This is a genomic window from Bradyrhizobium sp., from assembly GCF_030693485.1.
Taxonomy (GTDB): domain Bacteria; phylum Pseudomonadota; class Alphaproteobacteria; order Rhizobiales; family Xanthobacteraceae; genus Bradyrhizobium.
This window is the reverse complement of the sequence record NZ_JAUYAN010000308.1, coordinates 1-25,858: the sequence shown is the minus strand read 5'-3', so window position 1 is coordinate 25,858 and position 25,858 is coordinate 1. Positions and strand designations below refer to the sequence as shown.

Genomic DNA, 25,858 nt, shown 5'->3' with positions numbered 1-25,858 from the left:
GGATGGTGCGCTAGCACCAGACCCGGAATCTCGAGATTCCTGGTTCGATGCTCCGCTTCGCCACGGAATGACGATTTCATGCTACGGCTTCAAAATCGACGCCCCGGTAGTGGCCCGCGCCTCTAACTCCGTATGCGCCCTGGCTGCGTCCTTCAGCGCATAGGCATGGTTGATCGGTACGTGCAGCTTGCCGTTGATGACGGCTGAGAACAGGGTGTCGGCGCCCTCAAGCAGGTCCGAGCGCTTGGCGACGTAGTCGTTGAGTTTCGGCCGGGTCGCAAACAGCGAGCCGTGATTGTTGAGTTCGGCAATCGAGAACGGCGGCACCGGACCCGAGGCGTTGCCGAAACTCACGAACAGTCCGCGCGGCTTCAGGCAGGCCAGCGAGCCCGGAAAGGTGGTCTTGCCGACGCCGTCATAGACCACATCGCAGAGTTCGTTGCGGCTGATCTGCTTCACCCGGGCGACGAAATCCTCCTCGTTGTAGAGGATGACGTGATCGCAGCCATTGGCGAGCGCCAGATCCGCTTTCGCCTTGGTGCCGACGGTACCGATGACATGCGCGCCCATCGCCCTCGCCCACTGGCACGCCAGCAGGCCGATGCCGCCAGCCGCGGCATGAATCAGCACCCGATGGTGCGGCTCAACCTTGAATGTCTTGTGCAGCAGGTACCAGACCGTCAGCCCCTTGAGCATCAGCACGGCGCCCTGCTCGTAGGTGATGTGGTCAGGCAGCTTCACCAGCTTGTCCCAGGGAATGTTGCGCTCAGTGCTGTAACCGCCAAGATTGAAATAATAGGCGACGCGGTCGCCGGGATGAAAATTGGTCACGCCTGGCCCCACTGCCACAACTTCGCCGGCGGCTTCATTGCCGGCGATGAAGGGCAGCCCCGGCGCCTTGTAGAGGCCGGTGCGGTAGTAGACGTCGATGAAGTTCAGGCCGATGGCATGCTGGCGGATGCGAACCTCGCCGGGTCCGGGCGCGGGTACGTCGACGGCTTCGTAAACCAGGGCTTCCGGGCCCCCCACCTTGTGCACGCGCACGGCCTTGATCATATCGAGTTCTCCTTAAGGCATCGCCTTGAAGCCGAGCGAAAGCCATCGGGGCAGCGATGTCAACTCGCCGCGGCGGCCGCTATGCTTGCGGGCTGGCGAATAATTCGATCATGCCCTGAAAAACCTCACTATCCGGATCGCCGCATCGCTCGCCACGACATAGAGGGCGATCGCACAAAGTCCGATGGTTACCGGAGCGCCCACGTCGAAATCACGGGCCAGCGCCAAGATCGCCAACACCGCCCAGATACCCATCAGAGAAAATGTCAGGCCGCGCAGCCGCACGACGCGGACCGGATGCATCACATTGAATGGGACGAATGTCAGCACGATCAGCAGCGCGACCATCAGGCTGGCCAACCATGGCCGCGGATGCAGCAGGAACAGATAGAATGCCGCGGCGTTCCACAGCGCCGGAAACCCCCGGAAATGATTGTCGTCGGTTTTCATGCGGCGATCGGCGAAATACAGCGCGCCGGAGACAACAATGCCCGCGCCCAGCAGCGGCGCCATCACCGGCAGCAGCAGGCCGCTGGCGGTGATCGCATAGGCCGGCACGAAGACATAGGTGACGAAATCGACCACGAGATCGAGCACCTCGCCCGACCAGTTCGGTTGCAGACGCACGACATCGAACCGCCGCGCGATCGGACCATCGAGCGCGTCGACCACCAGCGCCAGCCCGAGCCATGCGAACATCGCGGCCCAGTGCTCGCGCACCGCCTCCAGCATCGCGAGCAGGCCGATGCCCGCCCCCATCGCCGTGAAGATGTGCACGGAAAATGCAGCCGCCAGCGTTCCCGGCGATGCGCGTGGCGTGGAAACTGGCTGGTTCGACTCGTCCATCGGACCGATCTGCTATCAGGAATCGCCGCGATTTGCACACCGGTGTTTGCGGCGTTCCGCCGCGCAAATCGAAAGGAACATTTGACCTGATGATGCAGTCTTGAAAATGCCGCCGGGAACATCAATTGTCCCGGTATGATTGATGGATCCGGTATCTATGACGTCGTCGTGATCGGCGGCGGTCCCGCGGGACTTGGCGCTGCCGTCGCCCTGGCGGAAAGCGGCGCACGCACGGCGCTGGTCGCCCGCCGCGTGCCCTATGCCGACAATCGCACCACGGCGCTGCTGGGCGATTCCGTCGGTCTGCTCGAGCGGCTGGAGGTCTGGCCGAACTGCAGGGACCAGGCGGCAGCACTGCGTGTCATGCGGCTGGTCGACGATACCGGCCGCCTGATCCGGGCGCCCGAGGTCCGGTTCACCTGCGAGGAAATCGGCCTCGACGTGTTCGGCTACAACATCGAGAACCGCGCGCTGATCGAAGCGCTGGAACAACGCGCCGCCGGACTTTCCGGACTGACACGGTTCGACGATGAGGCCGCGACGATCAGCCCTGATGACGCCGAGGTTGCCATCCACACGCGCGGCGGCCAATCGCTGGCCGCGCGACTCGTGGTCGGCGCGGACGGCCGGCAATCCTTGTGCCGGCAGGCAGCCGGCATCGAGGTCAACCGCCGCAGCCTCAACCAGGCGGCATTGACCTTCAACATCGGCCATTCGCGGCCGCATCGAAATATCTCCACCGAGTTTCATACCCCGCAAGGTCCGTGCGTATTCGTTCCCCTGCCCGGCGACCGCAGCAGCGTGGTGTGGGTCGCAGCACCCAGGGAAGCCGAGCGGCTGATCGCGCTGAGCGATGACGAACTGTCGGAGGCCGCGGAACGGCAGTCGCATTCCATTCTCGGACGCGTCAGCGTCGAGCCGGGGCGGCATCTGTTTCCGCTCGGCATCGAACAGCCCCGGCAGTTCGCCAAGACGCGTATCGTGCTGGTCGGCGAAGCCGCTCATGTGCTGCCGCCAATCGGCGCGCAGGGCCTGAACATGGGATTGCGCGACGCCGCCGATATCGCCGATATCGTGCGCGACGCGATGCTGGCAGGCGAGGATCCGGGGGCCCCGCAGGTGATCAAGCGTTACGATTCTGCGCGGCGCAGCGACGTCGCCAGCCGCACCTTCGCGATCGACATGGCGAACCGCTCGCTGCTCAGCGATTTGCTGCCGGTGCAGTCGCTCCGCGCCGCAGGCATGCATCTGATCGGCTCGGTCGGCGCGGTTCGGCGTCTGGCCATGCGCGAAGGGCTTGCCCCGTCGTGGCGGGTCCGCCGCGGGGTCACGGGAACACCAGCCAGCCGCTCTGAATGAGCCACATCACGCTGGTCAGCGTGATGACGGAAGCGAATGTTCCGATCAGGACGGCGACCGACGCGGGCTCGACCCAGCTGTCGTGCTGCCGGGCTATCACGAACACGCTGAGCGCCGGCGGAAGTGCCGCCATCAGCACCGCGGTCGCCGCCCAGGGTTGCGGGAACGGTCCGAATTCCAGCATCAATCCAAACACGATCAGCGGATGGATCAGGAGCTTGATCGCGATGGCGCCGGGCACTTCCCAGGGCACCCCGGCCAACGGACGCAATGCAACCGTCACCCCCAGCACGAACAGCGCCACCGGCGCGGCGGAGTTCTGCAGGAACAGCAGCGTGTTGTCGATCGCCGCCGGCGGGCGGATCTGGAAGGCGGCGGCGAGCGCGCCGGCGCAGGCCGACATGATCAAGGGGTTCAGGACGATCTGGCGCGCCACCATGCCGAGCGTGCGCAGCAATGACTGACGGTCGCGATCGGTAAGCGCGATTAACAGGGGCACAACCGTAAAGAGAAAGATGGCGTCGCAGCAGAAGATCAACGCGGTCGGCGCCGCGGCCTTCGAGCCGAGAACGGCCAGCGCCAGCCCGGGGCCCATATAACCGATGTTGCCATAGCCTCCGGCAAGGCCCGCCAGAGTGGATTCCCGGACCGAAAGCCTGCCGGTCAGCTGGCTTGAGAACATCGCGAGGAAGAAGGCGCTGGCGGTGCCGAAGGTGGTCGCAATCAGGAATGGTGGATTATTCAGCTCCGCGAACGGCGTCTTTGCCATAATTCCAAACAGCAGCGCCGGCAACGAGACATAGAGCAGGAAGAAATTCATCCACGCCAGCCCGTCCTCCGGCAGGGCCTTGGCCTTGCCGCAGGCGAACCCAATGAAAATCAAGCCGAAATAGGGTAGCGCGAGGTTGAGAATGTCGATCATCGGGATGGGTCTTTTTCATCATTCTTGCCCCGCTCGACAGCCTGGACGGACCGGCACGGCAAAGGTTAATTCGACTGTTTGCCTCTAGCATCGGCCACAATCATGGTCTATTCGACGAGGCATGATCAAAGCGCGGACCGCCAAATTTCAGATCGGACAGATCGTCCGTCACCGGATCTTTTCGTTCCGGGGCGTGGTGTTCGATATCGATCCGGTCTTCAACAATACCGAGGAATGGTGGCTGTCGATCCCCGAAGAGGTCCGGCCGCACAAGGATCAGCCGTTCTATCACCTGCTGGCGGAAAACTCGGAGTCCGAATACGTCGCCTATGTTTCCGAGCAGAACCTGCTGCCCGACGAATCCGGTGAGCCGATCCGGCACTCGCAGGTCGCCGAGATTTTCGTCAAGGACAAATCCGGCGGCTACCGCCCGCGCAATCCGTCGCTGAATTAGCGATCCGACGAGCTCTGACGCACCCAACGAAAAAGGCGCCCGACCCGGGCGCCTCAGACTGCTGACAAACCTCCCGGTGCTGCCGGGAGAGGGCAAATTCACGGAACGTCTCGGATTCAAGTCGCGAACAAAGCAGAATCAAAACCCCTCATTTTTCGGCGCTTCCGAAAAACGAGGGGTTTGTAATCAATCTGAGGCGCCCGACCCGGGCGCCTTTTGTTTGTCGACAGGATCGCCCTGCGCCTTACTTCGCAGCCGGATTGGCCGCGGCGCCGGCGGGCGGGTTGGCCTCGAGCTTCTTGCGGGCTTCTTCAGCACGCTTTTGCAGCTCTTCCTGCAGCTTCTTCTGGGTTTCCTCGAACACCTTCGGGTCGGTCGGCGGGCCGTCATAGGCCTTGGCGAATTCGGCCAGCGGCAGCGGCAGCGTCAGCGGCGCACCGTTGGAGTTGATCGCCTGCACTACCAGGTTCTGCCCCTTCTTCAAGCTGGCGAGCAATTCCGGCGTGACGTCGTAGTCCGACATGCAGCCATTGGCGAAGCAGATCACATAGGGGCTCTGCGCCGGCGCATTGGCGTCGACGATCACGCGGGTTCCGTGAACCAGCTGCATGCCGAGCGGCAGCGTGACACGCAGGATCTTCTTCGGCTCGCCTTCGGGCTCGATGATGACGGCCGCGATGACGGGCTGGCCGGATTCGATGCGGCCGTCCTTGCCGGTGAAGCACACCTGCTTGGCGCCGGCGTCCTGGCCCTTCAGGCAGAATTTGGTCCAGGGCGCATAAATCAGCTGAACCTGCTGGTCGGGGGGCTGGGCGCCCGCGGCGGGAGCTCCGGCCGGCGGCGCGGCGGGTTGCTGAGCCGCCGGGGCCGGCGCCTTCGGGGCAGCCTTCGGCGGGGCCTTCGGTGCCGGAGCGGCCTTGGGTGCGGCGGCAGGGGCGCCGGGCGCCGGTTGGGGCTGCTGGGCCTGCGCGCCGGAAGCCAGCAACGAGACGGACAGTGCGGTCGCTACCAGCAGGGCGGTAACCCGCCCACGCGGCGACACCGGCGCGGCCAAGATACGGAAATTCATTGCGGAAAACCCTTTCTGAACGGAAGCGGCAGAAACCGCTGCAGGCACCGACACCTAGCCGTTGGGCGGCTGTCTCTTTGCCAAATGAGGCGGATACGTGACAGGCCCTGTCGTCTTGGTCAATTGCCCGCCTTCAATACAGCGGCGGGCGAAAAGATCAATGCCGACAGGCATCTTTGCCGTCTGCCGGGACCGGCTGTGGCGGCTATGGTAAGAGCCGCTGTGCACAAGATCGAATCAAATCCACGCGCCGCATTGCCCGTTTCCGGGCCTCCACGCATTCGAGCCGTGGCCTGCGCGTTACTCGCTCTCGCCGGCGGTGTTGCGCTCGCGGCCGACACCTGCCGGGCGGCCGAACCGCGCCATGCCATCGCCATGCACGGCGCCCCGGCCCTGCCGGCCGATTTCACCCATATGCCCTATGCCAATCCCGCCGCGCCGAAAGGCGGCCGGCTGGTGCAGGGCATTCTCGGCACCTTCGACAGCCTCAACCCGCTGATCGTCAAGGGCCTCGCGGTGCAGCAGGTCCGGGGCTTTGTGGTCGAAAGCCTGATGGCGCGCGGCCATGACGAGGCCTTCACGCTTTATGGCTTGCTGGCCCAGCGCGTCGAGACCGACGACAGCAGGAGCTACGTCACCTTCCATCTCGATCCCAAAGCGCGCTTCTCCGACGGCAAGCCTGTGCTCGCCGAGGATGTGCTGTTTTCCTGGGGCCTGCTTCGCGACAAGGGCCGTCCCAACCATCGGCAGTATTACGCCAAGGTCGCCAGGGCCGAAGCAACCGATACGCTCACGGTGCGGTTCGACCTCGCCGGCGCCAACGACCGCGAGCTGCCGCTGATCCTCGGCCTGATGCCGGTATTGCCAAAGCACGCGGTCGACGTCGCAACGTTCGAGGAAACCTCGATGACGGCGCCGGTCGGTTCCGGCCCCTACCGCATCACCGCGGTGAAGCCCGGCGCCAGCGTCACGCTGATCCGCAATCCCGACTATTGGGGCCGCAACCTACCGGTCAATCGCGGACTGTGGAATTTCGACGAGCTCAGGCTGGATTTCTACCGTGAGGCCAACGGCGCGTTCGAAGCGTTCAAGCGCGGCCTCTACGATTTTCGCGTCGAGAACGAACCGCTGCGCTGGCACGACGGATATGATTTCTCAGCAGCCCGCAGCGGCGAGGTGATCCGCGACGCCATCAAGACCGGGATGCCGCAGCCCGCCGAATTCCTGGTGTTCAATACACGGCGTCCGGTTTTCTCGGATATCCGCGTGCGCCAGGCTTTGACGCTGCTGTTCGATTTCGAATGGATCAACCGCAATTACTTCTTCGGGCTCTATGGGCGTACCGCGAGCTTCTTCGCGGGCTCGGTGCTGTCGGCCTATGGCCGCGCGGCTGACGATCGCGAGCGGGAATTGCTGAAACCGTTCGCGCTGCATATGCCGCCCGACATTCTCGACGGTAGCTACCGCCTTCCCGTCACCGACGGTTCAGGCCGCGATCGCGCCACGCTGCGCGGCGCGCTGAAGCTGCTGTCGGAGGCCGGCTACGAGCTCGACGGCGCGGTGCTGCGGCAGCGTTCGACCAAAAGCCCCCTCAGCTTCGAAATCCTGGTAACGACGCGCGATCAGGAGCGGATTGCGCTGGCCTATCAGCGCGACCTGAAGCGGGCCGGCATCGACGCCTCGGTGCGCGCGGTCGACGCCGTACAGTTCGACCAGCGCCGTCTCGCCTTCGACTTCGAGATGCTGCAGAACCGCTGGGATCAATCGCTGTCGCCCGGCAACGAGCAGTCGTTCTACTGGGGCAGCGAGGCCGCGGGAATTCAGGGCACGCGGAACTATATGGGAGCCAAGGACCCCGCGATCGACGTCCTGATCGCGGCCTTGCTGGAAGCGCGCGAGCATGCCGATTTCGTCCCGGCGGTGCGGGCGCTGGACCGGACCCTGATGTCGGGCTTCTACGGTATTCCGTTGTTTAACGTTCAAGAGCAATGGATCGCGCGCTGGAATCGGATAGAACGGCCTGATGCCACCGCCCTGACGGGGTACCTGCCGGAAACCTGGTGGCAGCGGCCCGACGCCCAACCGAAGTGATCCCGTGACCCAGACCAACGCCTCGCCGACGCTCGACGGATTGTTCAAGCGGATCCTGGCCCGCAAGCCCGATGCACTGGCGCTGCTCGATCCCATCAACAAGCAGCGCATCACCGGCCAGCCGGCAAGGAACCTGAGCTACGCGGAAGCCGACCGGGCGATCTCGGCGCTGTCGGCACATTTCATCGAATCCGGCCTGCCGTCCAATTCCGTGATCGCGGTGCAACTGCCCAACACGGTCGAGTTCGTACTGACAGTGCTGGCCGCGCATCGCGCCGGGCTGGTGGTGGCGTTGTTCCCGCTGCTGTGGCGGCAGGCGGAATTGACGGTCGCGCTCAACCGTACCGGGGCGCGGGCGATCGTGAGCATGAGCCGGATCGATGGCGTGCTGCATTCCGATCTCGCCATGAACGCCGCGGCCGAAGCCTTTTCGATCCGCCATGTCTGCGGCTTCGGCGGCGACCTGCCGGAAGGCATGGCCTCGCTCGATCTGGCGCTGTCGACCAACTCCGCCACCTCGCGCTCGGTGGTGCAGGACGGCCGCAAGGCGGCGATCATCTCGTTCGACGTCACCGGCGACGGCTTTCGACCGGTGCCGCGCACGCACCTGAACCTGATCGCCGGCGGCCTCGCGCTGTCGCTCGAAAGCGACCTGCCGCAGGGCTCGACCATCATGTCGGCGTTCACGCCGTCGTCGTTCGCGGGCCTCACATCGTCGCTGGTGATCTGGCTCTTGTCGGGCGGAACCCTGGCGCTGCATCATCCGTTCGATGGCGACGTACTCGAGCAGCAGATCGCCGAGCACAGCTGCGATACGCTGGTCGCACCCGCGCAACTGGCGTTGCGGCTGGGCGAGATCGACATGGCGTCGCGTCTGCCGACCCTGCGCACCATGATCGGCCTCTGGCGCGCGCCGGAACAGGTGGCATCGTCGCCGTCCTGGACGCAGCCACAGGTGACGCTGACGGATGTCTATCTGTTCGGCGAAGCCGGCCTGTTCGCCGCCCGCCGCATCGCGGCCGATGGCACCCCGGCGTCGGTCCGGCCGGGACCGCACAGCGCGCCGCGCGAAGCTCCCGGCACTTCGATATCTGGCGAGATTTTTCTGACACCGCGGGGAACGCTGGCTCTGCGGGGGCCGATGATTTCCACGGCGCCCTACGCACCACCGCCACCGCCGAGCGACTCCCTGATCGCGCAGCCGCCGCGCGATTATGTCGACACCGATTATGCCGCCCGGATTGACCGGTCGACCGGCGCGATCAGCATTACCGCGCCACCGACGGGGATCATGGCGGTCGGCGGTTACCGGTTCCTGTCCGACGATCTGCAGGAGTGGGCCCGGCGGCTCGGACAGGGCGCGCTGCTGACGGCGTTGCCGGACCGGCTGAGCGGTCACCGGCTGGCCGGTCGCGCCCAGGACAATGGCCGCGCCCGCGAGGCGCTCGCCGAACTAGGGCTTAACCCGCTGATGGTGGAAGCGTTTCGCGACCGGGCCAATCAGGTCTGACTGAAATCCACAGGTCCCGTTGACGCGACATTAAGGCCGGGGAACTAGGGTTTGCGCGTTCTATCCAACGTGTAATCCGAGTAGCAGATGTCCCAGCAAGGCCCGCTCATCGTCGTATCGACCGCCGGGCGCCCGGCATTCGCCAGCACGCTCGACGAAGCCAAAATGTTCCCGATGATCGACGCCGGCTGGGCCGATGCATCGCGCGCTGTCGCGCAAATGCAGCCGGCGGCGGTGCTGGTCGCGATGAACGGCACGGCCGAACCCGGTCTCGACACCCTCGCCAAACAGATCGCCGCGCAGCGGCCCTATCTGCCGCTGATCACGGTCGACCCCGCGACCTCGCTGCCCGACAACGCCATTCCGTTCTCGCAAACCGGCGGCAGTTTCGATCGCCTGACGGCGCGGCTGCGCGCTGCCGTGCGGGTGCGGGCCCTGGATATCACCGTAATGCGCCGCATGGACGCTGAGCCGTCGGCGCGCGCAACGGCATCCGACTTCGATCCGACCCGCGACGCCACCGTGCTATTGATCGGCCGCGGCGCCGCATATCCCGCGCTTTCGGTATCGCTCGGCGAACGCATCGGGGTGGTCGGCGCGCTCTCGATCGAAGCCGCCGCCAGGCATCTCAACACCCGAGACATCGACGGCATCGTGCTCGGCGAAGGCTTCAGTCCGCGCGTGGTGGATGCCTTCCTCACGGTGCTGACCGAGGACGCCCGCTTTCGCAACCTGCCGGTGGTGATGACGTCGGATGCGCTGGCGCCGGCCTATGATCTGCCGAATCTAGAGATCATATCGGGCGAGCCTGCGCGTATTGCCGCCAACGCGCTGCCGCTGATCCGCCAGCATGCCTTCGAGGCCCATCTGACCCGCACGCTCCGATCGATCGACGCCGAGGGCCTGCTCGATGTCAGGACCGGTCTGTTGACGCCGTCAGCCTTCAACCGCGACTTCGCCACCGCGGTCTATCAAACGCTGTCGCGCGGCGGCGGCTTTTCGGTGGCGCGCTTTGCCTTCGATCCCGCCCACCCGCGCGCGCAACTCGACGGCGCCCGGATCATCAGCCGGCTGATGAGGCAGATGGATTTCGGCGCCGCCCAGGATGACGGCTCGGTCATCGTGGCGTTCGCCGATACCGACCTGCGCAACGGATACCTGATCGCCCGGCGGCTCTCCAGCGTGATGCGCCACACCAGCCATGGCAAGCGCGACGCCAGCTCCGAGCCATCGGTGACGGTCGCGACCATGATGCCGAACGATACGGCGAAATCGCTGCTGGCGCGACTCCATGATGAAGCGCGCCGCGCGGCGTCGTGAGCAATCCGCCTTCACCCTCCCATGTAGGGGGAGCAAGCGCGCGACCTAAGCCGCTTTCTTGTTCTCCGCGAGATTGGCGAGTTGCCGCAGGATCTCCGTGGTGCCGTACAGGCGTTCTTCCGGCGTTTCCCAAACCTGCAGGAACACTACCTTCATGTCCGGGCGCACCTTGGCGGCGTTGCCGTGTTGGCGGATGAAGAAGACCAGGCGATCCGGCTGCGCGAACTTGTTGTCGCGGAAGGTGATGACCGCGCCCTTCGGTCCCGCATCGACCTTCTCGACATTGGCCCTGCGGCAGTAGCCCTTGATCGCGGCGATCTTGAAGAGATAGCGCACCTCGTCCGGCAGCACGCCGAAACGGTCGCGCAACTCGGCGGCGAAATTGTCGATCTCGTCGTCGGTGTCGAGATCGGCCAGCCGCCGGTATAGCGACAGCCGCACCGCGAGGTCGTTGACGTACTCTTCCGGGATCAGCACGGGCATGCCGATGGTGATCTGCGGCGACCAGCGGTCCGCCACAGGCTCAACCACGCCGGCCTTGAGGTTGAGGATCGCCTCCTCCAGCATCGACTGGTACAGTTCGAAGCCGACCTCCTTGATATGGCCGGACTGTTCCTCGCCGAGCAGATTGCCGGCACCGCGAATATCGAGATCGTGCGAGGCCAGCTGGAATCCGGCGCCGAGCGTCTCCAGCGATTGCAGCACCTTGAGGCGCCGCTCCGCCTGCGCCGTGATCTTCGCCTGCGCCGGCAGCGTGAACAGCGAATAGGCGCGCAGCTTGGAGCGCCCTACCCGGCCGCGCAACTGGTAGAGTTGCGCCAGGCCGAACATGTCGGCGCGGTGCACGATCAGGGTGTTGGCGGTGGGGATATCGAGGCCGGACTCGATGATCGTGGTCGAGAGCAGGATGTCGTATTTGCCGTCATAGAAGGCCGACATGATGTCCTCGATCACGGTCGGCGGCATCTGGCCATGCGCGACCGCGACCTTCATCTCCGGCACGTTCTTGTCTAGAAAGTCTTTTACCCCGGCGAGGTCCTCGATCCGCGGCACCACGTAGAACGCCTGTCCGCCGCGGTAGCGTTCGCGCAGCAATGCCTCGCGGATCATCAGGGGATCGTGCGGCGCCACGAAGGTGCGGACCGCGAGGCGGTCGACCGGCGGCGAGGCGATGATCGAGAGGTCGCGCACCCCGGTCAGCGCCAGTTGCAGCGTGCGCGGGATCGGCGTGGCGCTCAGCGTCAGCACATGAACCTGGGCCCGCAGCTGCTTCAGCTTCTCCTTGTGGCTGACGCCGAAATGCTGCTCCTCGTCAACGATCACGAGGCCGAGATCCCTGAACTTGATCGATTTGCCGAGCAGCGCGTGGGTGCCGATCACGATATCGACCGCGCCCTCCGCGATGCCTTTCTTGACCTGCGTCAGTTCCTTGGCCGGCACCAGCCGCGAGGCCTGCGCGACATTGACCGGAAAGCCGCGGAATCGCTCGGTGAAATTCCGGCTGTGCTGGCGCGCCAGCAGCGTGGTCGGCACCACCACGGCGACCTGCTTGCCCTCGAGCGCCACCGCGAACGCCGCGCGCAGCGCCACCTCGGTCTTGCCGAAGCCGACATCGCCGCAGATCAGCCGGTCCATCGGCCGGCCGGTTTCGAGATCTTTCAGCGTTGCATTGATGGCGCCGAGCTGGTCTTCGGTTTCCTCGTAGGGGAAGCGCGCGCAGAATTCGTCATAGAGATGCGGCTGTACCGGCATCTTCGGTGCTTCGTGCAAATGTCGCTGGGCGGCAATCTTGATCAGCTCGCCGGCGATCTCGCGGATGCGGTTCTTGAGTTTCGCCTTGCGCGCCTGCCAGCCGCTGCCGCCGAGCCGGTCGAGCTCGACATTGGCGTGGTCGGAGCCATAGCGCGACAGCAGTTCGATATTCTCGACCGGGAGAAAAAGTTTGGTGTCGGCGGCGTAGTGCAGTTCGAGACAATCATGCGGCGCACCACCGACCTCCAGCGTCTGCAACCCGATGAAGCGGCCGATACCGTGCTCGACATGCACCACGAGATCGCCGGTGCTGAGGCTGGTGACCTCGGAGATGAAATTGTCCAGCTTGCGGCTGGCCTTGCGCGGCCGCACCAGGCGGTCGCCCAAAATGTCCTGCTCGCTGATGACGGCGACATGCTCGGTCTCGAAACCGGATTCCATGCCGACTACCGCCAGCATGGCCTCATTGCGCGGCGTCGCCTGCACCGTGCGCCAGGAATTGACGCTGGTGAGCTGGCCGAGCTTGTGGTCTTTCAGCATGCTGCCCATGCGGTCGCGCGAGCCTTCGCTCCACAGCGCGATCACCACCTTCTTGCGCTGGGCGTGCAGGGCCTGCACATGCGCGACCACGGCCTCGAATACGTTGACGGAGGTATCGGCGCGCTCCGGCGCGAAATTGCGGCCCTGCCGGGCGCCGGCATCGACCGTGCCGGCGCTGCCGCCGGGAACGGCGAATGGCGACAGCCGCGCCAGCGCCGCTTCATCCAGCCGCCTGCCCCACTCGTCTTCGGTGAGATACAGCCGGTCCGGTGGCAGCGGCTTGTAGACCGCGCCGCCGCCGGGATGCTCCAGCGCCTCGCGCCGCGCGTCGTAGTAGTCCGCGATCTGCTTGAAGCGCTCGCGCGCGGCGTCCTCGCTCTGCGGCTCGATCGCGACCGGGGCGCCGTCGAGATAATCGAACAGCGTGTCCATCCGGTCCTGGAACAGCGGCAGCCAGTGCTCCATGCCGGGATGACGGCGGCCCTCGCTGACGGCTTCATACAGCAGATCGTCACGACCGGGCGCGCCGAACGCTGCCACATAGCCCATCCGGAAGCGCCGGATGGTCTCGGTGACCAGTTGAAATTCCGAGATCGGCACCAGATCGAGCGAGCGCATCGGCAACAGCGTGCGCTGGGTCTCTGCATCGAAACTGCGGATCGATTCCAGGCTGTCGCCGAAGAAATCGAACCGCACCGGCTGGTCGAGCCCGGCCGGAAACAGGTCCAAAATACCGCCGCGCACGGCATATTCGCCGGGTTCGCGCACCGTGGAGGAACGGTTGTAGCCGTTGTGCTCCAGCCACGAGATGATGGAAGCCATCGGCACGACGTGGCCCGGCGCCACCGAGAGCGCCTGCGCCGCGACGGTTTCGCGCGCCGGCACCCGCTGCACGATGGCGTTGACCGTGGTCAGGACGATCAGCGGCTTGTCGCTGCCCACGAGGCGCGACAATCTTGCGAGTGTGGTCAGTCGTTGCGCCAGAATGCCGCCATGCGGCGACACCCGGTCGTAGGGCTGGCAGTCCCACGCCGGGAACTGCATCACCGGCAGATCGGGCGCGAAGAATTCCAGCGCGCGGGCCAATTGCTGCATGCGCGGGCCGTCCCGGCAGACCACGGCGAGGCTGACCGCGGGCGGGTTCGGCCGCGCCGCGACCGCGCGCGCGAGGTCGGAAACCACCAGGCCTTCGGCGCCCTCGGCGACATTGGCAAAGGTCAGCGCCCGGCCGGGTGCCAGCAATTGCGCCGGCGATTGTGTCGGCGGCTTCATGCGTCGTGATCCACCGCGCCACGCGCCTTGATGCGGTCGAACAGCGTGCTGGCATATTCCGGCGGAAGCCGCTTGTCGCCGGTCAGCGCCGCGTAGAGATCGGGGTCGGGCAACTCAATCAGATGTTCGAGTTGCGCCAGTTCATCGTCGCCGAGGGTCGCGATCTCGGCATCGGCAAAGCGCCCAAGAATGAGGTCCATCTCCCGGGTGCCGCGATGCCAGCAGCGAAACAACAGCCGCTTGCGACGGTCATCCAGGCCGTCGCTCGATCGTGTCGATCCCGTCATTGATGATTCCCATCCGAACGCCAAAAGCCCGGACGTGCCGGGCGAGGTTGATATAGCCATGGGAACGACGAATGTCAGCCCTCAATGTCCGGTGAATTATCACGGGTGTCGTCATTGCCGGGCTTGACCCGGCAATCCAACGCCTCTTGAAGATGGATGCGCGGGTCTCTAGCGCGAAGACGCGCTTCGCGCTTGACCCCGCGCATGACGGGTTGGTTGTGTACGACGAGAAAGTCCCGATGCGCCCTGCTCTGCTCAATCCCCTGTTCGCGCCGGTCACAACCCTTGGCGGCGTCGGGCCGAAGCAGGACCGACTGTTTCGCTACCTGCTCGGCCGCGATGAGACGCCGCGGCTGGTGGACCTGCTGCTGCATTTGCCTGCCAGCGTGATCGATCGCCGGGCACGGCCCAAAATCCGCGACGCCGCCCAGGGAACCGTGGTCACGCTGGAGGTGACCGTCGACCGTCACCGTCCGCCGCCGCCGCGCAATGCGCGCGCACCGTTCCTGGTCTATGCGAGCGACGACACCGGCGACGTGGTGCTGACCTTCTTCCGGGCCAAGCCCGGTTATGTCGAGAAGCTGCTGCCGGTCGGCGCCAGGCGCTACGTCTCCGGCACCCTGCAGATGTATGACGGAATCCCGCAGATCGTGCATCCCGACCGCGTGGTGGATGAGGAGGGTTTTGCAAAACTGTCGGGCATCGATCCGGTCTATCCGCTGACCGAGGGGCTGGCGCTGGGCTCGCTGCGTCGCGCGATGGTGCAGGCGCTGCAGAAGCTGCCTGCCCTGCCGGAATGGATCAGCCCGGAGGTGATCCGCCGCTGCAAGTTTCCGCCAGTTGCCGAAGCGCTCAACCGGGTCCACGTGCCGGTCGAACTCACGGACATCCTGCCGGATGGCCCGTTCTGGTCCAGGCTCGCCTTCGACGAATTGCTGGCCGGTCAACTGGCGCTTGCGCTGGTGCGGGCGCAGTTGCGCCGCCCGGCCGGCGACCGCCACGCCGGTGACGGCCATCTGCGCAGCCGGATCATCGACGCGCTGCCCTATGCGCTGACGACGTCGCAACGCGAGGCGGTCGCCGCCATCATTGACGATCTGCGCCAGCCCTTGCGGATGTTGCGGCTGCTGCAGGGCGACGTCGGCTCCGGCAAGACCGTGGTGGCGCTGCTGGCGGCGGCCGCCGTCACCGAAGTCGGCAAGCAGGCCGCCTTGATGGCGCCGACAGAAATCCTGGCGCGCCAGCACATCAAGACCATCACGCCGCTGGCCGAACGCGCGGGCCTGCGGGTCGCGATCCTTACCGGTCGCGAAAAGGGCCGTGAGAGACGCGATCTGCTGGCGCGGCTCGCCGCCGGCGAGATCGATTTCCTGGTCGGCACCCACGCGCTGATCCAGGACGACGTGGCGTTCAAGTCGCTGGCGCTGGCCGTGGTCGACGAGCAGCATCGCTTTGGGGTGCGCGAACGGCTGGCGCTGACCAACAAGGGCGAAGCGGTCGACGTGCTGGTGCTGAGCGCGACGCCGATCCCGCGCACGCTGGTCATGACCTATTTCGGCGACATGGACGTTTCGGAATTGCGCGAGAAGCCGGCGGGACGCCAGCCGATCGATACCCGCACGGTGCCTAACAGCCGCCTCGGCGAGGTGATGGACGGTGTCGGCCGTGCGCTCGACAAGGGCAAGCTGGTCTACTGGATCTGCCCGCTGGTCGAGGAGTCCGAAGCCGAGGGCATCGAACATCTGACCAACGCCACCGAGCGATTCGAGAGCCTGAAGCAGCGCTTCGGCGAACGTGTCGGTCTGGTGCACGGCCAGATGAAGGGCACCGAGAAGGACCGCGTGATGGCGCAGTTCGCCGCCGGCGAGATCGGGCTTCTGGTCGCCACCACCGTCGTCGAGGTCGGCGTCGACGTGCCCGCCGCCACCATCATGGTGATCGAGAATGCCGAACGTTTTGGGCTGGCGCAATTGCATCAGCTGCGCGGCCGCATCGGCCGCGGCTCCGAAGCGTCGACCTGCCTGCTGCTCTACAAGGAGCCGCTGAAGGAAATGTCGACCGCGCGGCTGAAAGTGATCCGGGAAACCACCGACGGTTTTCGTATCGCCGAGGAAGATTTAAAACTGCGCGGCGAAGGCGACGTGCTCGGCACACGGCAAAGCGGCCTGCCCGGCTACCGCATCGCGCGCTCCGAGGTGCACGCCCAGCTCATCACCCAAGCCCGCGACGAGGCGCTGCGGGTCATGAAGGACAATCCGAAGCTGAAAGGCGAGCGCGGCGAAGCGCTGCGGGTACTGCTGTATCTGTTCGAGCGGGATGAAGCGGTGCCGCTGATTGGAGCGGGGTGAAGATCACTCCACGAACGACGCCATCTCAATTCACCACCGCCCTCAATCCACCTTTCCACCTCCGGCCACGGCGACGCTTATCGGCCCCAACCGGGCGGACGCCGACGCGACGTGTGGCGGATGTGGGTGACGTGAATCTCGTCACCGGTAACCAAATAGCCCTGGAATGGGTTATCGGCCAACTCCCTCGAACGTTCGACCAAACGCGAGACAAATCGAGTGGCGATATCAGGACTGTCATCACTGATGTAATCGTGGATCTGAGCGAGATCACGCTGCGCCCTCCGGGTAAAGCGAACCTTCATGCACGGGGATGCAAACGATAAAGTTCGTCGATTTCCTCGTCAGACGCGAAATCCCCGCGACGCGCGTCTTCCATTCCCGCGCGGACTGCGGTTCGCTCTTCATCGGAAAGCCGGTACACGCCGGTGCGACGCGATTCGATCTCGCGGGCTACCTCAGCGAGCTCTTCCTGATCCTCTTGCGGCCAGGACTGAACCTGCTCCAACAATGCTTTGGTTCCGGGGGTCATGCTCACAAATATAGCATAGCCGCGCTATTCCGCCACTCCAGTCAAAGCAGCGAAGCTCTCAATCCACCTTCGCCGGCTCCGGTCGCGCTGCGGCTGTATTCGCCACGCGCGCGGCGTTCGCCATCTCCGCCATGGCCGCGATCTTCTTCTGGCCGTCGGAGCCGGGCTGCACCACGCCGCAGGACATGATCAGGGTGGCGGCGTCTTCGGCGCTCATCTGGACTTCGACGATCTTGCTCTTCGGCACATAGAAGAAAAACCCGGTGGTCGGGTTCGGCGCGCACGGCAGGAATACCGAGATGTGCTCGTCCTGGCCCGGGAGCTTGTTGGCGATCTCCACGCTCGGCAACTGCGAGATCAGCACGATCGACCACATGCCGGGCGCCGGGAATTCGACCAGGCCGACGCGGCGGAAGCTGGAGCCCTGCCCCGAAAACAGCGTCTCGAACACCTGCTTCAGGCCGCGATAGATCGCGCGCACCACCGGCATGCGGCCGAGCAGCCGCTCGCCGAGATCGACCAGGGTCCGCCCGATCAGGTTGGCGGCGAGGAAGCCCAGCAGCGTCAGCGCGAACACCGCGACGATCAGCCCGGCGCCGGGCAGCCCGAACGGCAGGTAGGTTTCCGGGCGATAGGCCAGCGGAATGAACGGCCGGACGATGCCGTCAACCCAGGTCACGAACCACCAGGTCAGATAGAAGGTGATGGCGATCGGACCGGCGACAATCAGGCCGGTCAGGAAATAGTTCCGGAATCGGGCCAATAATCCATGCGGAGCCTCCGGCGGGGGAGGCAGGTCTGTGTCAGGCTCGATGGGGGAAGGTTCGCGGTTCATTCGGGTTCCAGATCAGTCGAGGCGGCTATTGTACGATGCAGCTAAGCCATCCTAGCAGACTTTGGAACACCCCGGCCACAGCCTGGTCACATCAGGCGGCGTGACACTTATTCCACCGTCACCGATTTCGCCAGATTGCGCGGCTGGTCGACGTCGGTGCCCATGATCACGGCGGTATGATAGGCCAGCAGCTGCACGGGAACGGCGTAAACCATCGGCGTAAAGGTGGCGCCCATGTCGGGCAGCACGATGGTCACCAGCGACTCGATGGTTGCCTCCGCCGCGCCCTTGGCGTCGGTCATGAGAATGATATTGCCGCCGCGGGCGGCGACTTCCTGCATGTTGGAGACGGTCTTCTCGAACACCCGGTCATGCGGCGCGATCACCACGACCGGCATGTTCTCGTCGATCAGCGCGATCGGGCCGTGCTTGAGCTCGCCGGCGGCGTAGCCCTCGGCATGGATGTAGGAAATTTCCTTCAGCTTCAGCGCGCCCTCCAGCGCCAGCGGATAGCTGGTGCCGCGGCCGAGATAGAGCACGTCCTTGCATTTTGCCAGTTCGCGCGCGAGCTTTTCGATCTGCGGTTCGGTCTTCAGGGCCTCGGCCATCAGGCGCGGAATTTCCACCAGCCCATGCACCAGCCTGGCTTCGTCGGTTTCGGACAATTCGCCGCGCGCCTTGCCGGCGGCCACCGCGATCGCGGCCAGCACCATCAGCTGGCAGGTAAACGCCTTGGTCGACGCGACGCCGATTTCCGGACCGGCCAGCGTCTGCAACACCGTTTCGCTCTCGCGCGCGATGGTCGAGCTCGGCACGTTGACCACGGAGAGCGTGTGCACCCCCTCCGCCTTGGCGTAGCGCAAGGCCGCCAGCGTGTCGGCGGTCTCGCCGGACTGCGAAATGAAGATCGCCAGATCGCCCTTGCGCAGCGGCGCCTCGCGGTAGCGGAATTCCGAGGCTACATCGAGCTCGACGGGAACGCGGCCCAGGCGCTCGAACCAGTATTTGGCGACGTAGCCGGCATAGCTCGCGGTGCCGCAGGCGACGATCGAGATGCGCTGGATATTCTTGAAGTCGAACGGCAGCGTGACCGGCAATGAGACTCGCTCGGTCGCCATGTCGACGTAGCGCGCCAGCGTGTGGCCGACCACCTCGGGCTGCTCGTGGATCTCCTTGGCCATGAAGTGGCGGTAATTGGCCTTGTCGACCAGCGAGGTCGAGGCGGCGTGCTTGAGCACCTCGCGATGCACGACCGCATTGTGCTTGTCGTAGATCACCGCGCCGGTGCGCGTCAGCACGACCCAGTCGCCGTCCTCGAGATAACTGATGGTGTCGGTGAACGGGCCGAGCGCGATGGCGTCCGAACCCAGATACATCTCGCCGTCGCCATACCCGATCGCCAGCGGCGGGCCGTTGCGGGCGCCGATCATCAAATTGGCGTCGCCCGCGAAAATGAAGCCGAGCGCGAACGCGCCGCGCAGCTGCGACAGCGAAGCCTTGACCGCCTCGACGGGATCGATGCCCCTGGCCAGATAGCTGTCGACCAAATGCAGCACGATCTCGGTATCGGTCTCGGTCCTGAAGACCGCGCCCTTCTTCGTGAGCGCTTCGCGCAACTCGCGAAAATTCTCGATGATGCCGTTGTGAACCACGGCGACGCGGTCGGTGGCGTGCGGATGCGCGTTGTTTTCGGTCGGCTTGCCGTGGGTGGCCCAGCGGGTATGCCCGATGCCGGTGTGCCCGGCCAGCGGCTCGGCCCGCAACCGCGCTTCGAGATTCTTCAGCTTGCCCTCGGCGCGGCGGCGCTCGATGTGATCGCCTTCCAGTGTCGCGACGCCAGCGGAATCATAACCGCGATATTCGAGCCGCTTGAGCGAATCCACCAGTTGCTCCGCCACCGGAGCCCGCCCGAGAATGCCGACAATGCCGCACATGCGGTTCAATATCCCCAAATTCGACGAAAAGGCGCCCGCTTCTCTTAACGAGAATCGCGCCGGTTCAGATACTCAATAATTATTGCCGATTGAGACAGCGTTAAGCGGAAAGCTTAATAACAGCAGCATTAGCCATCTTTCGGTTTCTTGCTGCGCGTCTTCAGCTCGCGGTAGCGCTTGGCGCCGCCCTCGCGGTTGGTCTGCGGGCTGCGTTCGACGGCGAGCGCGTCGTCGGGCACGTCCTTGGTGATGACCGAGCCCGACCCGATATAGGCGCCGTTGCCGATTTTCACCGGCGCCACCAGCGAGGAATTGGTGCCGACAAAGGCGCCCTCGCCGATCGTGGTCTTGTGCTTGGAGAAGCCGTCATAGTTGCAGGTGATGGTGCCGGCGCCGATGTTGGAGTTGGCGCCGACATCGGCGTCGCCGATGTAACTGAGGTGGTTGACCTTGACGCCGGCTGCCAGTGTCGCCGCCTTGACCTCGACGAAATTGCCGATCCGCGCGCCGTCGCCGAGCGAGGTGCCCGGCCGCAACCGCGCATAGGGGCCGACCGAAGCCTTCCTGCCGATCGAGGCCTGCACGATGTGGGAGAACGAATGGATCACCGCGCCGTCGGCGATGGTGACGCCGGGACCTATCACCACGAACGGCTCGATCGTCACGTCCTTGCCGAAGGTGGTGTCGGCGGCGAGATAGACCGTCTCGGGCGCGATCAGCGTCACGCCGGCCTCCAGCGCTGCCTTGCGCAACCTGGCCTGCATGACATGCTCGGCCTCGGCGAGCTGGGCCTTGGTGTTGATGCCCCGCACTTCATCCTCGCTGGTTTCGATCACGACGGCCTCCCATCCCAGATCCCGAACCACCGTGACGGCGTCGGTCAGGTAATACTCGCCTTTGCTGTTGGCATTGCCGATGGCGTCGATGATCTGCAGCGCCTTGCGGCCATCGAACGCCATCACGCCGGCGTTGCAGAGTTTGATGGCGCGTTGCGCCGGCGTGGCGTCGGCATGTTCGCGGATCTCGACCAGCCGGTCGTCCTCGACCAGCAGCCTGCCATAGCCGGCGGGATCGGCGGCGCGAAAGCCGAGCACTGTCAATGCTGCGCCCGACTGCAGCGGCGCGCGCAGCCGCGAAAATGTTTCAGCCGAAATCAACGGCGTATCGCCGAACACCACCAGCAAGTCGTCGGCGCCGCTGACAATCGCGTCGCGGGCCGCCAGCACCGCATGTGCCGTGCCGAGCCGCTCGCGCTGAACGAAGTTATCGGCGTCGGGACGGATGCGCCTGGCCTCGTCGGCGACCGCCTTGTGGTCGGGTCCGATCACCACGGCAAGCCGGGCATCCGCGCCCTTCGGGGCGGCGCCGAGCACATGCGCCAGCAGCGACTGGCCGGCGACGGGATGCAGCACCTTCGGAAGCGACGATTGCATGCGCGTGCCCTCACCGGCGGCGAGCACAATGGTGAGGCTGGATCGAGCGGACATTCGTATCCCTGTGTTGGCCCTGCGTGAGCAGCCGATGTGGCATCGCCGCCCTCTTAGAGGGTTTTCGTCCCGCATGGAAATCCGATTCGCCCCATGGGGAACGGTACGGATTCAAGCTGAGGACGCTTTCCTGTTAATGTTTGCGCTGTGATTCGGGCAGGCCTCGGGAGGGCCGACAACTTCGCATGGCCAAGAATACTGACCATCTGGGTGGCGGTTTCGAAACCGAGAATACCGGCGGCGTGCTAACCGGCTTTTTGGCGGAGGAGGACGAATTCGACCGCCGCGCGCTGTGGCGGCTCGGATCGTGGGGCGTTGCCTCCGTCGGCGCGGTGGTTCTGGCGGTGCTCGCCAATCAGTCGTCGGTCGGATGGCGGCGCGACCAGGTCGCGGCGGCCGACCTGAGCCGCCAGGCGCAGCAGCTTCAATTGGTCGCCAGGGACAGCCAGAGCGAGGCGAAGCGGCTGGCCTCCGCGATCGAAACCCTGAACAGCGATCGCGACCGGCTGTATTCCCGCGTCACCGTGCTGGAACAGGGACTGGATACCGCGACCGGCGCCCTTGCCCGGCAGGCCGCCGCCCCGGCGGCCCCCCAACGGGTTCCGGCCTGGCCTGAGGCCGAGACACCGGCGGTGCTGGCCAGTCCGCCTCCGGTCGTCGGCCCCGTGGCGACAACGGCCGCTGCCGTCGCCGAGAAGCTGCCGAAGGCAATCATGGCGCCCAGCGTGGCGCCGGAGCCGGCTCCAGCCAACGTCTCTTCGGTTGGACCGGCCTCTCAAAATCCGCCGCCGGCGAACCCGGCTACGCCGCTGATGGCGGAGCGCTCGATGATGGCGCCACCGGATGCCGCGGCCGGCAAACTGATCGAACCGGAGACCCCGGCCAGGAACTTCTCGGCATCGCCGATGCCCGAAATCGTTACCGTTGCCGGCATCGACGCCGAGGCGGAGGCGATTGCTCCCAAACTGCTGCGCACCGAATTCGGCGTCGATGTCGGCGGGGCCAATTCGGTCGGCGGGCTGCGCGCGCTGTGGCGCGGCCTGCTGAAGTCGAAGTCGAATGCGGCGCTTGCTTCATTGCGTCCGATCATCGTGGTGAAGGAAGGCACTGGTGGCCTCGGTCTGCAGCTGCGGCTGGTCGCTGGACCGCTGCGCGATGCGGCGGCGGCTGCGAAAATCTGCGCCACGCTGGTCGAAAACCAGCGGACCTGCGAGACTACCGTGTTCGACGGCCAGCGCCTGTCGCTGCAGGCCGACGAGCCGCCCGCCGCCGTCAAACCGGCGCCGCGCAAGCGGAGCAGCGCCAAGCTGAAGCCGGCGGTCGAGGAAGCCAGGAAGCCGGAACCCCGGACGCTTTCCACGTTGTTCAGGCGCGACTGATAAACCCTGCAATCAGAACACGTTGGACGACCATTTTGATGCATTTTCACGGTGCCGGGGCATTGGCGGAAGGCACCGGGTTGTCCCGCCCGGAATTACCGAGCATATTCGAACCATGAAAAAAATCCCGTTCCGGCTGACGCCCTATCAGGTGCAATGGCTGCTGGTCGTCGGCTTCATGACCGTCGGCTACGCGCTCTATCTGCGCTATCTCGCCATCGAGTTTTCGACCGTGGCGCTGGCCTGCGATGCCGGCCTGCAGAGCATGCTGTGCAAGACCCGGATCCTGGTGACGTCGCTGTTCCGCAACTCGGTATTCGGCATCGTCGCGCTGATCATCGCAACGCTTCATCTGCTGCGGCCGTCGATTGTGCTGCTCACCGGCGGGCTGATCGCCGCCGGCTTTGGCATCGTGCTGTACAATATCGGCCTGTCGGGTCTGGCGATCGGCCTGCTTATTTTGGGATTTGCACGCCCCGCGCCCGCCACAGCGTAACCGCCAGCAGGACGAATACCGCGCAGGTCCACAGCGACTGCCAGTTGTCCTTGCCTTCGTTGATGCCGGTGTAGAGCGCGGCAGCGGCGAACACGCCGGCAAAAACGGATTCGGCGATCGGGCGGATGCCCTCCTGCGGCCGGTTGAGCGCCATCAGCGTCCAGAATGGCAACACCGCCATGGTCAGGGCGGCAAACGGAAAATCCTTGTAGCGCGGATCGAAGATGAACCCGAGCGCGGTCTCGGCGCCGATCAGGGTGGTCACCAGCAGCGCCGCGCCCAGCAGGAAGGTCAGCACCGATCGGGCGCGCTGATCGCGCGGCCCGAGCAGTTGCACGAATGTCGGCAGCGCCCGTCCCGACATCAGGGCGTTGGCGCAGAGCATCGGCGACGCGATCCCGGCCGCCAGCAACCCGCCCCATTTCAGCCAGCCGCCGATCCCGTAACTCTCATAGAACATCTTGTCGAACGCTACGCCCAACAGGATGCCGGCTGCGGTTGCGGAGATGCTGACCGCGACCCAGGCTGCCAGCCGCGGCGTCCAGGGCCGGCGGCGCAGCGTCAGCAAGGCCGCGCCGAACACCAGGATGCTCAAGCCCATGCCAGCTGCCATCTGCAGCTTCCAGAACGGGTAGTTGCTGATGGCCGCATTCGCGGGATATTTCACGGCGCGTTGGGCGGCATCGATCAGGCCCCAATAACCGCCGACGGTGCCTTCGAGCTGGCGCTTCCAGGGCTGGTCATAGGCCTCGATCAGATTGACGCGAAAATTCTCCCGCTTCGCCAGCGCCAGAATTTCCGAGACCACCTTGGCCTGATTGGCACGCGACGGCAGCGCGCCTTCGCGCATCCGTCCGGCACTCGGCCAGCCGGTTTCGCCGATCAGGATTTCCTTGGCCGGAAACGCCACCGCCATCCGCTTGTAGATGGATTCGACATGGGCCGCGGCGTGTCTGGCGCGGATCGGGTGGTCTTCCCAATACGGCAGGATGTGGATGGTGACGAAGTCGACGGCGTCATAGACCTCCCGGTGGCGCAGCCAGAACTCCCATACATCGGCGTAGGTAACAGGAATGGTGACCTGCGCTTTGACCAGGCGGATGTTGGCCGCGAGATCGGCGGCCGTCATCTCGCCGCGCAGCAGCACCTCGTTGCCGACCACGACAGAGGTAATGATTCCGGGATACTCCCGGGTCAGACGCACCGCCGTCTGGATCTGCGCGAGATTCTTCAGCCGGTTGCTGCCAAGCCAGATCCCCTGAATGACCTTCAGCCCGACCTTGGCGGCGAGCGCGGGAACCTGATCGAGACCGTTGTCGATCGAATAGGTGCGAACGCATTCGGATATCTTGGCGAGTTGCGCCAGATCCTCGGCGATCTGTTCCGGACCGATCTGCAAGGTCGGCACCAGCGGCGTCTGGTCGCCGCGGAACGGCGCGTAGGACACGCATTGCAGCTTGGCGTTGGGGTCGATCGGCGCGCGCGCCAGATTGATGGGCGTGGCCAGCCACCACCACACCGCGGCGATCGCACTCAGGGATAGCAGGAGAAGCGCCAGTGGCGTACGAAGTGAAATCGGTTCCATCCTCCGGGCGAGGATCGTCGATTAGCTTGTCACCGGCCTCCTGCCAAGAGCCGGATGGTCGCAATCGGGGCTTTCCCGGACTGCGACTTTACCACTCCGCGATAAAGTTGTGACTTTGCTGGACAAAATCCGAAATGTCCGTCATGGGAATCGTTCTGGGATTCTCTTGGGAATCCACAGGGGTCGCCGCCGCAATGGGGACCCATTTGGACGGCATCAAACCAGCGCGTCCGGGCTGGCCTCGGGACGGCAACAAATCGGGGAATCTATGCGTCGACGGGTGCTTCAGTTTCAGAGTGCGACTTTGCGCCATCTCGCCGTTCTCGGGCTCGCCCTCCTGATCGGTATCGGCGGCGCCCTTGCCCAAAGCGGCGATTCCCGCGCACAGGATCCAGGTAAGCCCGCTGCGGCCACCCCCGTCGATGTCGCCAGGGATAACCAGCGAAAGACCGACCAATTCCTGGAGGCCTCGCAGGCCATCAACGGCCCGGGAGGAAACCCCGAATGCGTCTGGCTCGGCCGCCGCGTCGTCCGCCTGATGTGGCTCGACGATCTCGACACCGCGTTCCGGCACCTCGATCTGTATGACCGGTTTGGCTGTCCCGGCGGGCATGTGCAGGCGACGTTCCGCTGCCTGACCCGTTTTGGCGCCGAGATCGATCCAAAAGTGGCGGACACGCTGAGCGGCCGTATTCATGCCTGCTGGATCAATCCGGCAGCGCAGCCGCAGACCGCCGCGGCCTCGCCACCGGCCGCCACCGCCGGCAGCGCCGCGCCGCCTCCC

Annotated in this window: 21 protein-coding genes; 9 read left to right on the top strand and 12 right to left on the bottom strand. The window is 65.2% G+C overall.

The annotated features are described in order from the left end of the window. Positions 1-81 precede the first annotated feature (81 nt). Entirely contained in the window at positions 82-1,056 is a 975-nt protein-coding gene (locus tag Q8N40_RS22530) for a quinone oxidoreductase (protein WP_305713375.1), read from the bottom strand. 108 nt (positions 1,057-1,164) lie between these two features. Further along, the gene (gene pcsA / locus Q8N40_RS22525) at positions 1,165-1,902 is read right to left on the bottom strand and encodes a phosphatidylcholine synthase (protein WP_305713374.1); all 738 of its coding nucleotides are present in this window, start codon (positions 1,900-1,902) and stop codon (positions 1,165-1,167) included. A 135-nt stretch (positions 1,903-2,037) separates the two neighbouring features. Between pcsA and Q8N40_RS22520 the strand changes: the two genes are divergently transcribed. Then, positions 2,038-3,261: a UbiH/UbiF family hydroxylase gene (locus Q8N40_RS22520; protein WP_305713373.1), complete on the top strand. Its 1,224-nt coding sequence runs from the start codon at positions 2,038-2,040 to the stop codon at positions 3,259-3,261. On the opposite strand, the gene Q8N40_RS22515 is transcribed toward Q8N40_RS22520, so the two are convergent. Next, positions 3,230-4,183 (bottom strand): AEC family transporter, encoded by a 954-nt coding sequence (locus tag Q8N40_RS22515; RefSeq protein ID WP_305713372.1) that lies wholly within the window; start codon positions 4,181-4,183, stop codon positions 3,230-3,232. The two genes, Q8N40_RS22520 and Q8N40_RS22515, sit on opposite strands and share 32 nt — an antisense overlap. Positions 4,184-4,304: 121 nt before the next feature. Between Q8N40_RS22515 and hspQ the strand changes: the two genes are divergently transcribed. Further along, complete coding sequence (gene hspQ, locus Q8N40_RS22510) at positions 4,305-4,637, top strand: heat shock protein HspQ (RefSeq protein ID WP_305319580.1); 333 nt, start codon at positions 4,305-4,307, stop codon at positions 4,635-4,637. Between the two features lie 244 nt (positions 4,638-4,881). Here hspQ and Q8N40_RS22505 read toward each other — a convergent pair whose 3' ends face one another. Then, positions 4,882-5,706, bottom strand: coding sequence for an invasion associated locus B family protein (locus Q8N40_RS22505; protein WP_305319579.1), 825 nt, complete (start codon positions 5,704-5,706; stop codon positions 4,882-4,884). A 288-nt stretch (positions 5,707-5,994) separates the two neighbouring features. On the opposite strand from Q8N40_RS22505, the gene Q8N40_RS22500 reads away from it, so the two are divergent. The 3 genes from Q8N40_RS22500 (at position 5,995) to Q8N40_RS22490 (ending at position 10,627) form a co-directional block, all read left to right on the top strand. Continuing rightward, positions 5,995-7,797, top strand: coding sequence for an extracellular solute-binding protein (locus Q8N40_RS22500; RefSeq protein ID WP_371135789.1), 1,803 nt, complete (start codon positions 5,995-5,997; stop codon positions 7,795-7,797). Between the two features lie 4 nt (positions 7,798-7,801). Then, positions 7,802-9,307, top strand: coding sequence for a class I adenylate-forming enzyme family protein (locus Q8N40_RS22495; RefSeq protein WP_305713370.1), 1,506 nt, complete (start codon positions 7,802-7,804; stop codon positions 9,305-9,307). Positions 9,308-9,394: 87 nt separating this feature from the next. Further along, a complete protein-coding gene (locus Q8N40_RS22490; protein ID WP_305713369.1) occupies positions 9,395-10,627 on the top strand; it encodes a GGDEF domain-containing protein in 1,233 nt (410 codons plus the stop codon). Positions 10,628-10,672: 45 nt separating this feature from the next. Here Q8N40_RS22490 and mfd read toward each other — a convergent pair whose 3' ends face one another. Together mfd and Q8N40_RS22480 are read right to left on the bottom strand one after the other, a co-directional pair. Then, entirely contained in the window at positions 10,673-14,191 is a 3,519-nt protein-coding gene (gene mfd / locus Q8N40_RS22485) for a transcription-repair coupling factor (protein ID WP_305713368.1), read from the bottom strand. Further along, entirely contained in the window at positions 14,188-14,478 is a 291-nt protein-coding gene (locus Q8N40_RS22480; RefSeq protein WP_305318682.1) for a succinate dehydrogenase assembly factor 2, read from the bottom strand. The genes mfd and Q8N40_RS22480 overlap by 4 nt, the downstream gene beginning before the upstream one ends. 239 nt (positions 14,479-14,717) lie before the next feature. On the opposite strand from Q8N40_RS22480, the gene recG reads away from it, so the two are divergent. Continuing rightward, entirely contained in the window at positions 14,718-16,826 is a 2,109-nt protein-coding gene (gene recG / locus Q8N40_RS22475) for an ATP-dependent DNA helicase RecG (RefSeq protein ID WP_305713367.1), read from the top strand. A gap of 77 nt (positions 16,827-16,903) precedes the next feature. Here the strand turns inward: recG and Q8N40_RS26750 are convergent, their stop codons facing one another. The 5 genes from Q8N40_RS26750 to glmU all read right to left on the bottom strand — a co-directional run bounded on the left by Q8N40_RS26750 (position 16,904) and on the right by glmU (position 21,614). Continuing rightward, on the bottom strand, positions 16,904-17,131 hold the full coding sequence (locus tag Q8N40_RS26750; protein WP_370870792.1) for a type II toxin-antitoxin system RelE/ParE family toxin: 228 nt from the start codon (positions 17,129-17,131) through the stop codon (positions 16,904-16,906). After that, positions 17,128-17,358, bottom strand: coding sequence for a hypothetical protein (locus tag Q8N40_RS22470; RefSeq protein WP_305319316.1), 231 nt, complete (start codon positions 17,356-17,358; stop codon positions 17,128-17,130). The genes Q8N40_RS26750 and Q8N40_RS22470 overlap by 4 nt, the downstream gene beginning before the upstream one ends. A gap of 58 nt (positions 17,359-17,416) precedes the next feature. Continuing rightward, entirely contained in the window at positions 17,417-18,193 is a 777-nt protein-coding gene (locus tag Q8N40_RS22465) for a DUF502 domain-containing protein (protein ID WP_305713366.1), read from the bottom strand. A 107-nt stretch (positions 18,194-18,300) separates the two neighbouring features. Beyond that, entirely contained in the window at positions 18,301-20,127 is a 1,827-nt protein-coding gene (gene glmS, locus Q8N40_RS22460) for a glutamine--fructose-6-phosphate transaminase (isomerizing) (protein WP_305713365.1), read from the bottom strand. Positions 20,128-20,255: 128 nt separating this feature from the next. Continuing rightward, the gene (glmU, locus tag Q8N40_RS22455; protein ID WP_305713364.1) at positions 20,256-21,614 is read right to left on the bottom strand and encodes a bifunctional UDP-N-acetylglucosamine diphosphorylase/glucosamine-1-phosphate N-acetyltransferase GlmU; all 1,359 of its coding nucleotides are present in this window, start codon (positions 21,612-21,614) and stop codon (positions 20,256-20,258) included. Positions 21,615-21,799: 185 nt separating this feature from the next. Between glmU and Q8N40_RS22450 the strand changes: the two genes are divergently transcribed. Further along, complete coding sequence (locus Q8N40_RS22450; RefSeq protein ID WP_305713363.1) at positions 21,800-22,993, top strand: hypothetical protein; 1,194 nt, start codon at positions 21,800-21,802, stop codon at positions 22,991-22,993. 115 nt (positions 22,994-23,108) lie between these two features. Next, positions 23,109-23,489 (top strand): hypothetical protein, encoded by a 381-nt coding sequence (locus tag Q8N40_RS22445; protein WP_305713362.1) that lies wholly within the window; start codon positions 23,109-23,111, stop codon positions 23,487-23,489. On the opposite strand, the gene Q8N40_RS22440 is transcribed toward Q8N40_RS22445, so the two are convergent. After that, positions 23,449-25,074, bottom strand: a complete 1,626-nt coding sequence (locus tag Q8N40_RS22440; RefSeq protein ID WP_305713361.1) for a beta-(1-6) glucans synthase — start codon at positions 25,072-25,074, stop codon at positions 23,449-23,451. The two genes, Q8N40_RS22445 and Q8N40_RS22440, sit on opposite strands and share 41 nt — an antisense overlap. 268 nt (positions 25,075-25,342) lie before the next feature. On the opposite strand from Q8N40_RS22440, the gene Q8N40_RS22435 reads away from it, so the two are divergent. Continuing rightward, positions 25,343-25,858: beta-1-3, beta-1-6-glucan biosynthesis protein (locus tag Q8N40_RS22435; RefSeq protein WP_305713394.1), on the top strand; the 516-nt coding region annotated here is incomplete at its 3' end.

What these genes read in the sequence shown, in the direction of transcription:
- Q8N40_RS22445 (WP_305713362.1), top strand. Translation starts at nt 23,109, where the DNA reads ATGAAAAAAATCCCGTTCCGGCTGACGCCCTATCAGGTGCAATGGCTG.
- Q8N40_RS22505 (WP_305319579.1), bottom strand. Translation starts at nt 5,706, where the DNA reads ATGAATTTCCGTATCTTGGCCGCGCCGGTGTCGCCGCGTGGGCGGGTT.
- recG (WP_305713367.1), top strand. Translation starts at nt 14,718, where the DNA reads ATGCGCCCTGCTCTGCTCAATCCCCTGTTCGCGCCGGTCACAACCCTT.
- Q8N40_RS26750 (WP_370870792.1), bottom strand. Translation starts at nt 17,131, where the DNA reads ATGAAGGTTCGCTTTACCCGGAGGGCGCAGCGTGATCTCGCTCAGATC.
- Q8N40_RS22480 (WP_305318682.1), bottom strand. Translation starts at nt 14,478, where the DNA reads ATGACGGGATCGACACGATCGAGCGACGGCCTGGATGACCGTCGCAAG.
- pcsA (WP_305713374.1), bottom strand. Translation starts at nt 1,902, where the DNA reads ATGGACGAGTCGAACCAGCCAGTTTCCACGCCACGCGCATCGCCGGGA.
- Q8N40_RS22515 (WP_305713372.1), bottom strand. Translation starts at nt 4,183, where the DNA reads ATGATCGACATTCTCAACCTCGCGCTACCCTATTTCGGCTTGATTTTC.
- Q8N40_RS22465 (WP_305713366.1), bottom strand. Translation starts at nt 18,193, where the DNA reads ATGAACCGCGAACCTTCCCCCATCGAGCCTGACACAGACCTGCCTCCC.
- glmS (WP_305713365.1), bottom strand. Translation starts at nt 20,127, where the DNA reads ATGTGCGGCATTGTCGGCATTCTCGGGCGGGCTCCGGTGGCGGAGCAA.
- mfd (WP_305713368.1), bottom strand. Translation starts at nt 14,191, where the DNA reads ATGAAGCCGCCGACACAATCGCCGGCGCAATTGCTGGCACCCGGCCGG.
- Q8N40_RS22440 (WP_305713361.1), bottom strand. Translation starts at nt 25,074, where the DNA reads ATGGAACCGATTTCACTTCGTACGCCACTGGCGCTTCTCCTGCTATCC.
- Q8N40_RS22530 (WP_305713375.1), bottom strand. Translation starts at nt 1,056, where the DNA reads ATGATCAAGGCCGTGCGCGTGCACAAGGTGGGGGGCCCGGAAGCCCTG.
- Q8N40_RS22470 (WP_305319316.1), bottom strand. Translation starts at nt 17,358, where the DNA reads ATGACCCCCGGAACCAAAGCATTGTTGGAGCAGGTTCAGTCCTGGCCG.
- Q8N40_RS22490 (WP_305713369.1), top strand. Translation starts at nt 9,395, where the DNA reads ATGTCCCAGCAAGGCCCGCTCATCGTCGTATCGACCGCCGGGCGCCCG.
- Q8N40_RS22520 (WP_305713373.1), top strand. Translation starts at nt 2,038, where the DNA reads ATGATTGATGGATCCGGTATCTATGACGTCGTCGTGATCGGCGGCGGT.
- glmU (WP_305713364.1), bottom strand. Translation starts at nt 21,614, where the DNA reads ATGTCCGCTCGATCCAGCCTCACCATTGTGCTCGCCGCCGGTGAGGGC.
- hspQ (WP_305319580.1), top strand. Translation starts at nt 4,305, where the DNA reads ATGATCAAAGCGCGGACCGCCAAATTTCAGATCGGACAGATCGTCCGT.
- Q8N40_RS22450 (WP_305713363.1), top strand. Translation starts at nt 21,800, where the DNA reads ATGGCCAAGAATACTGACCATCTGGGTGGCGGTTTCGAAACCGAGAAT.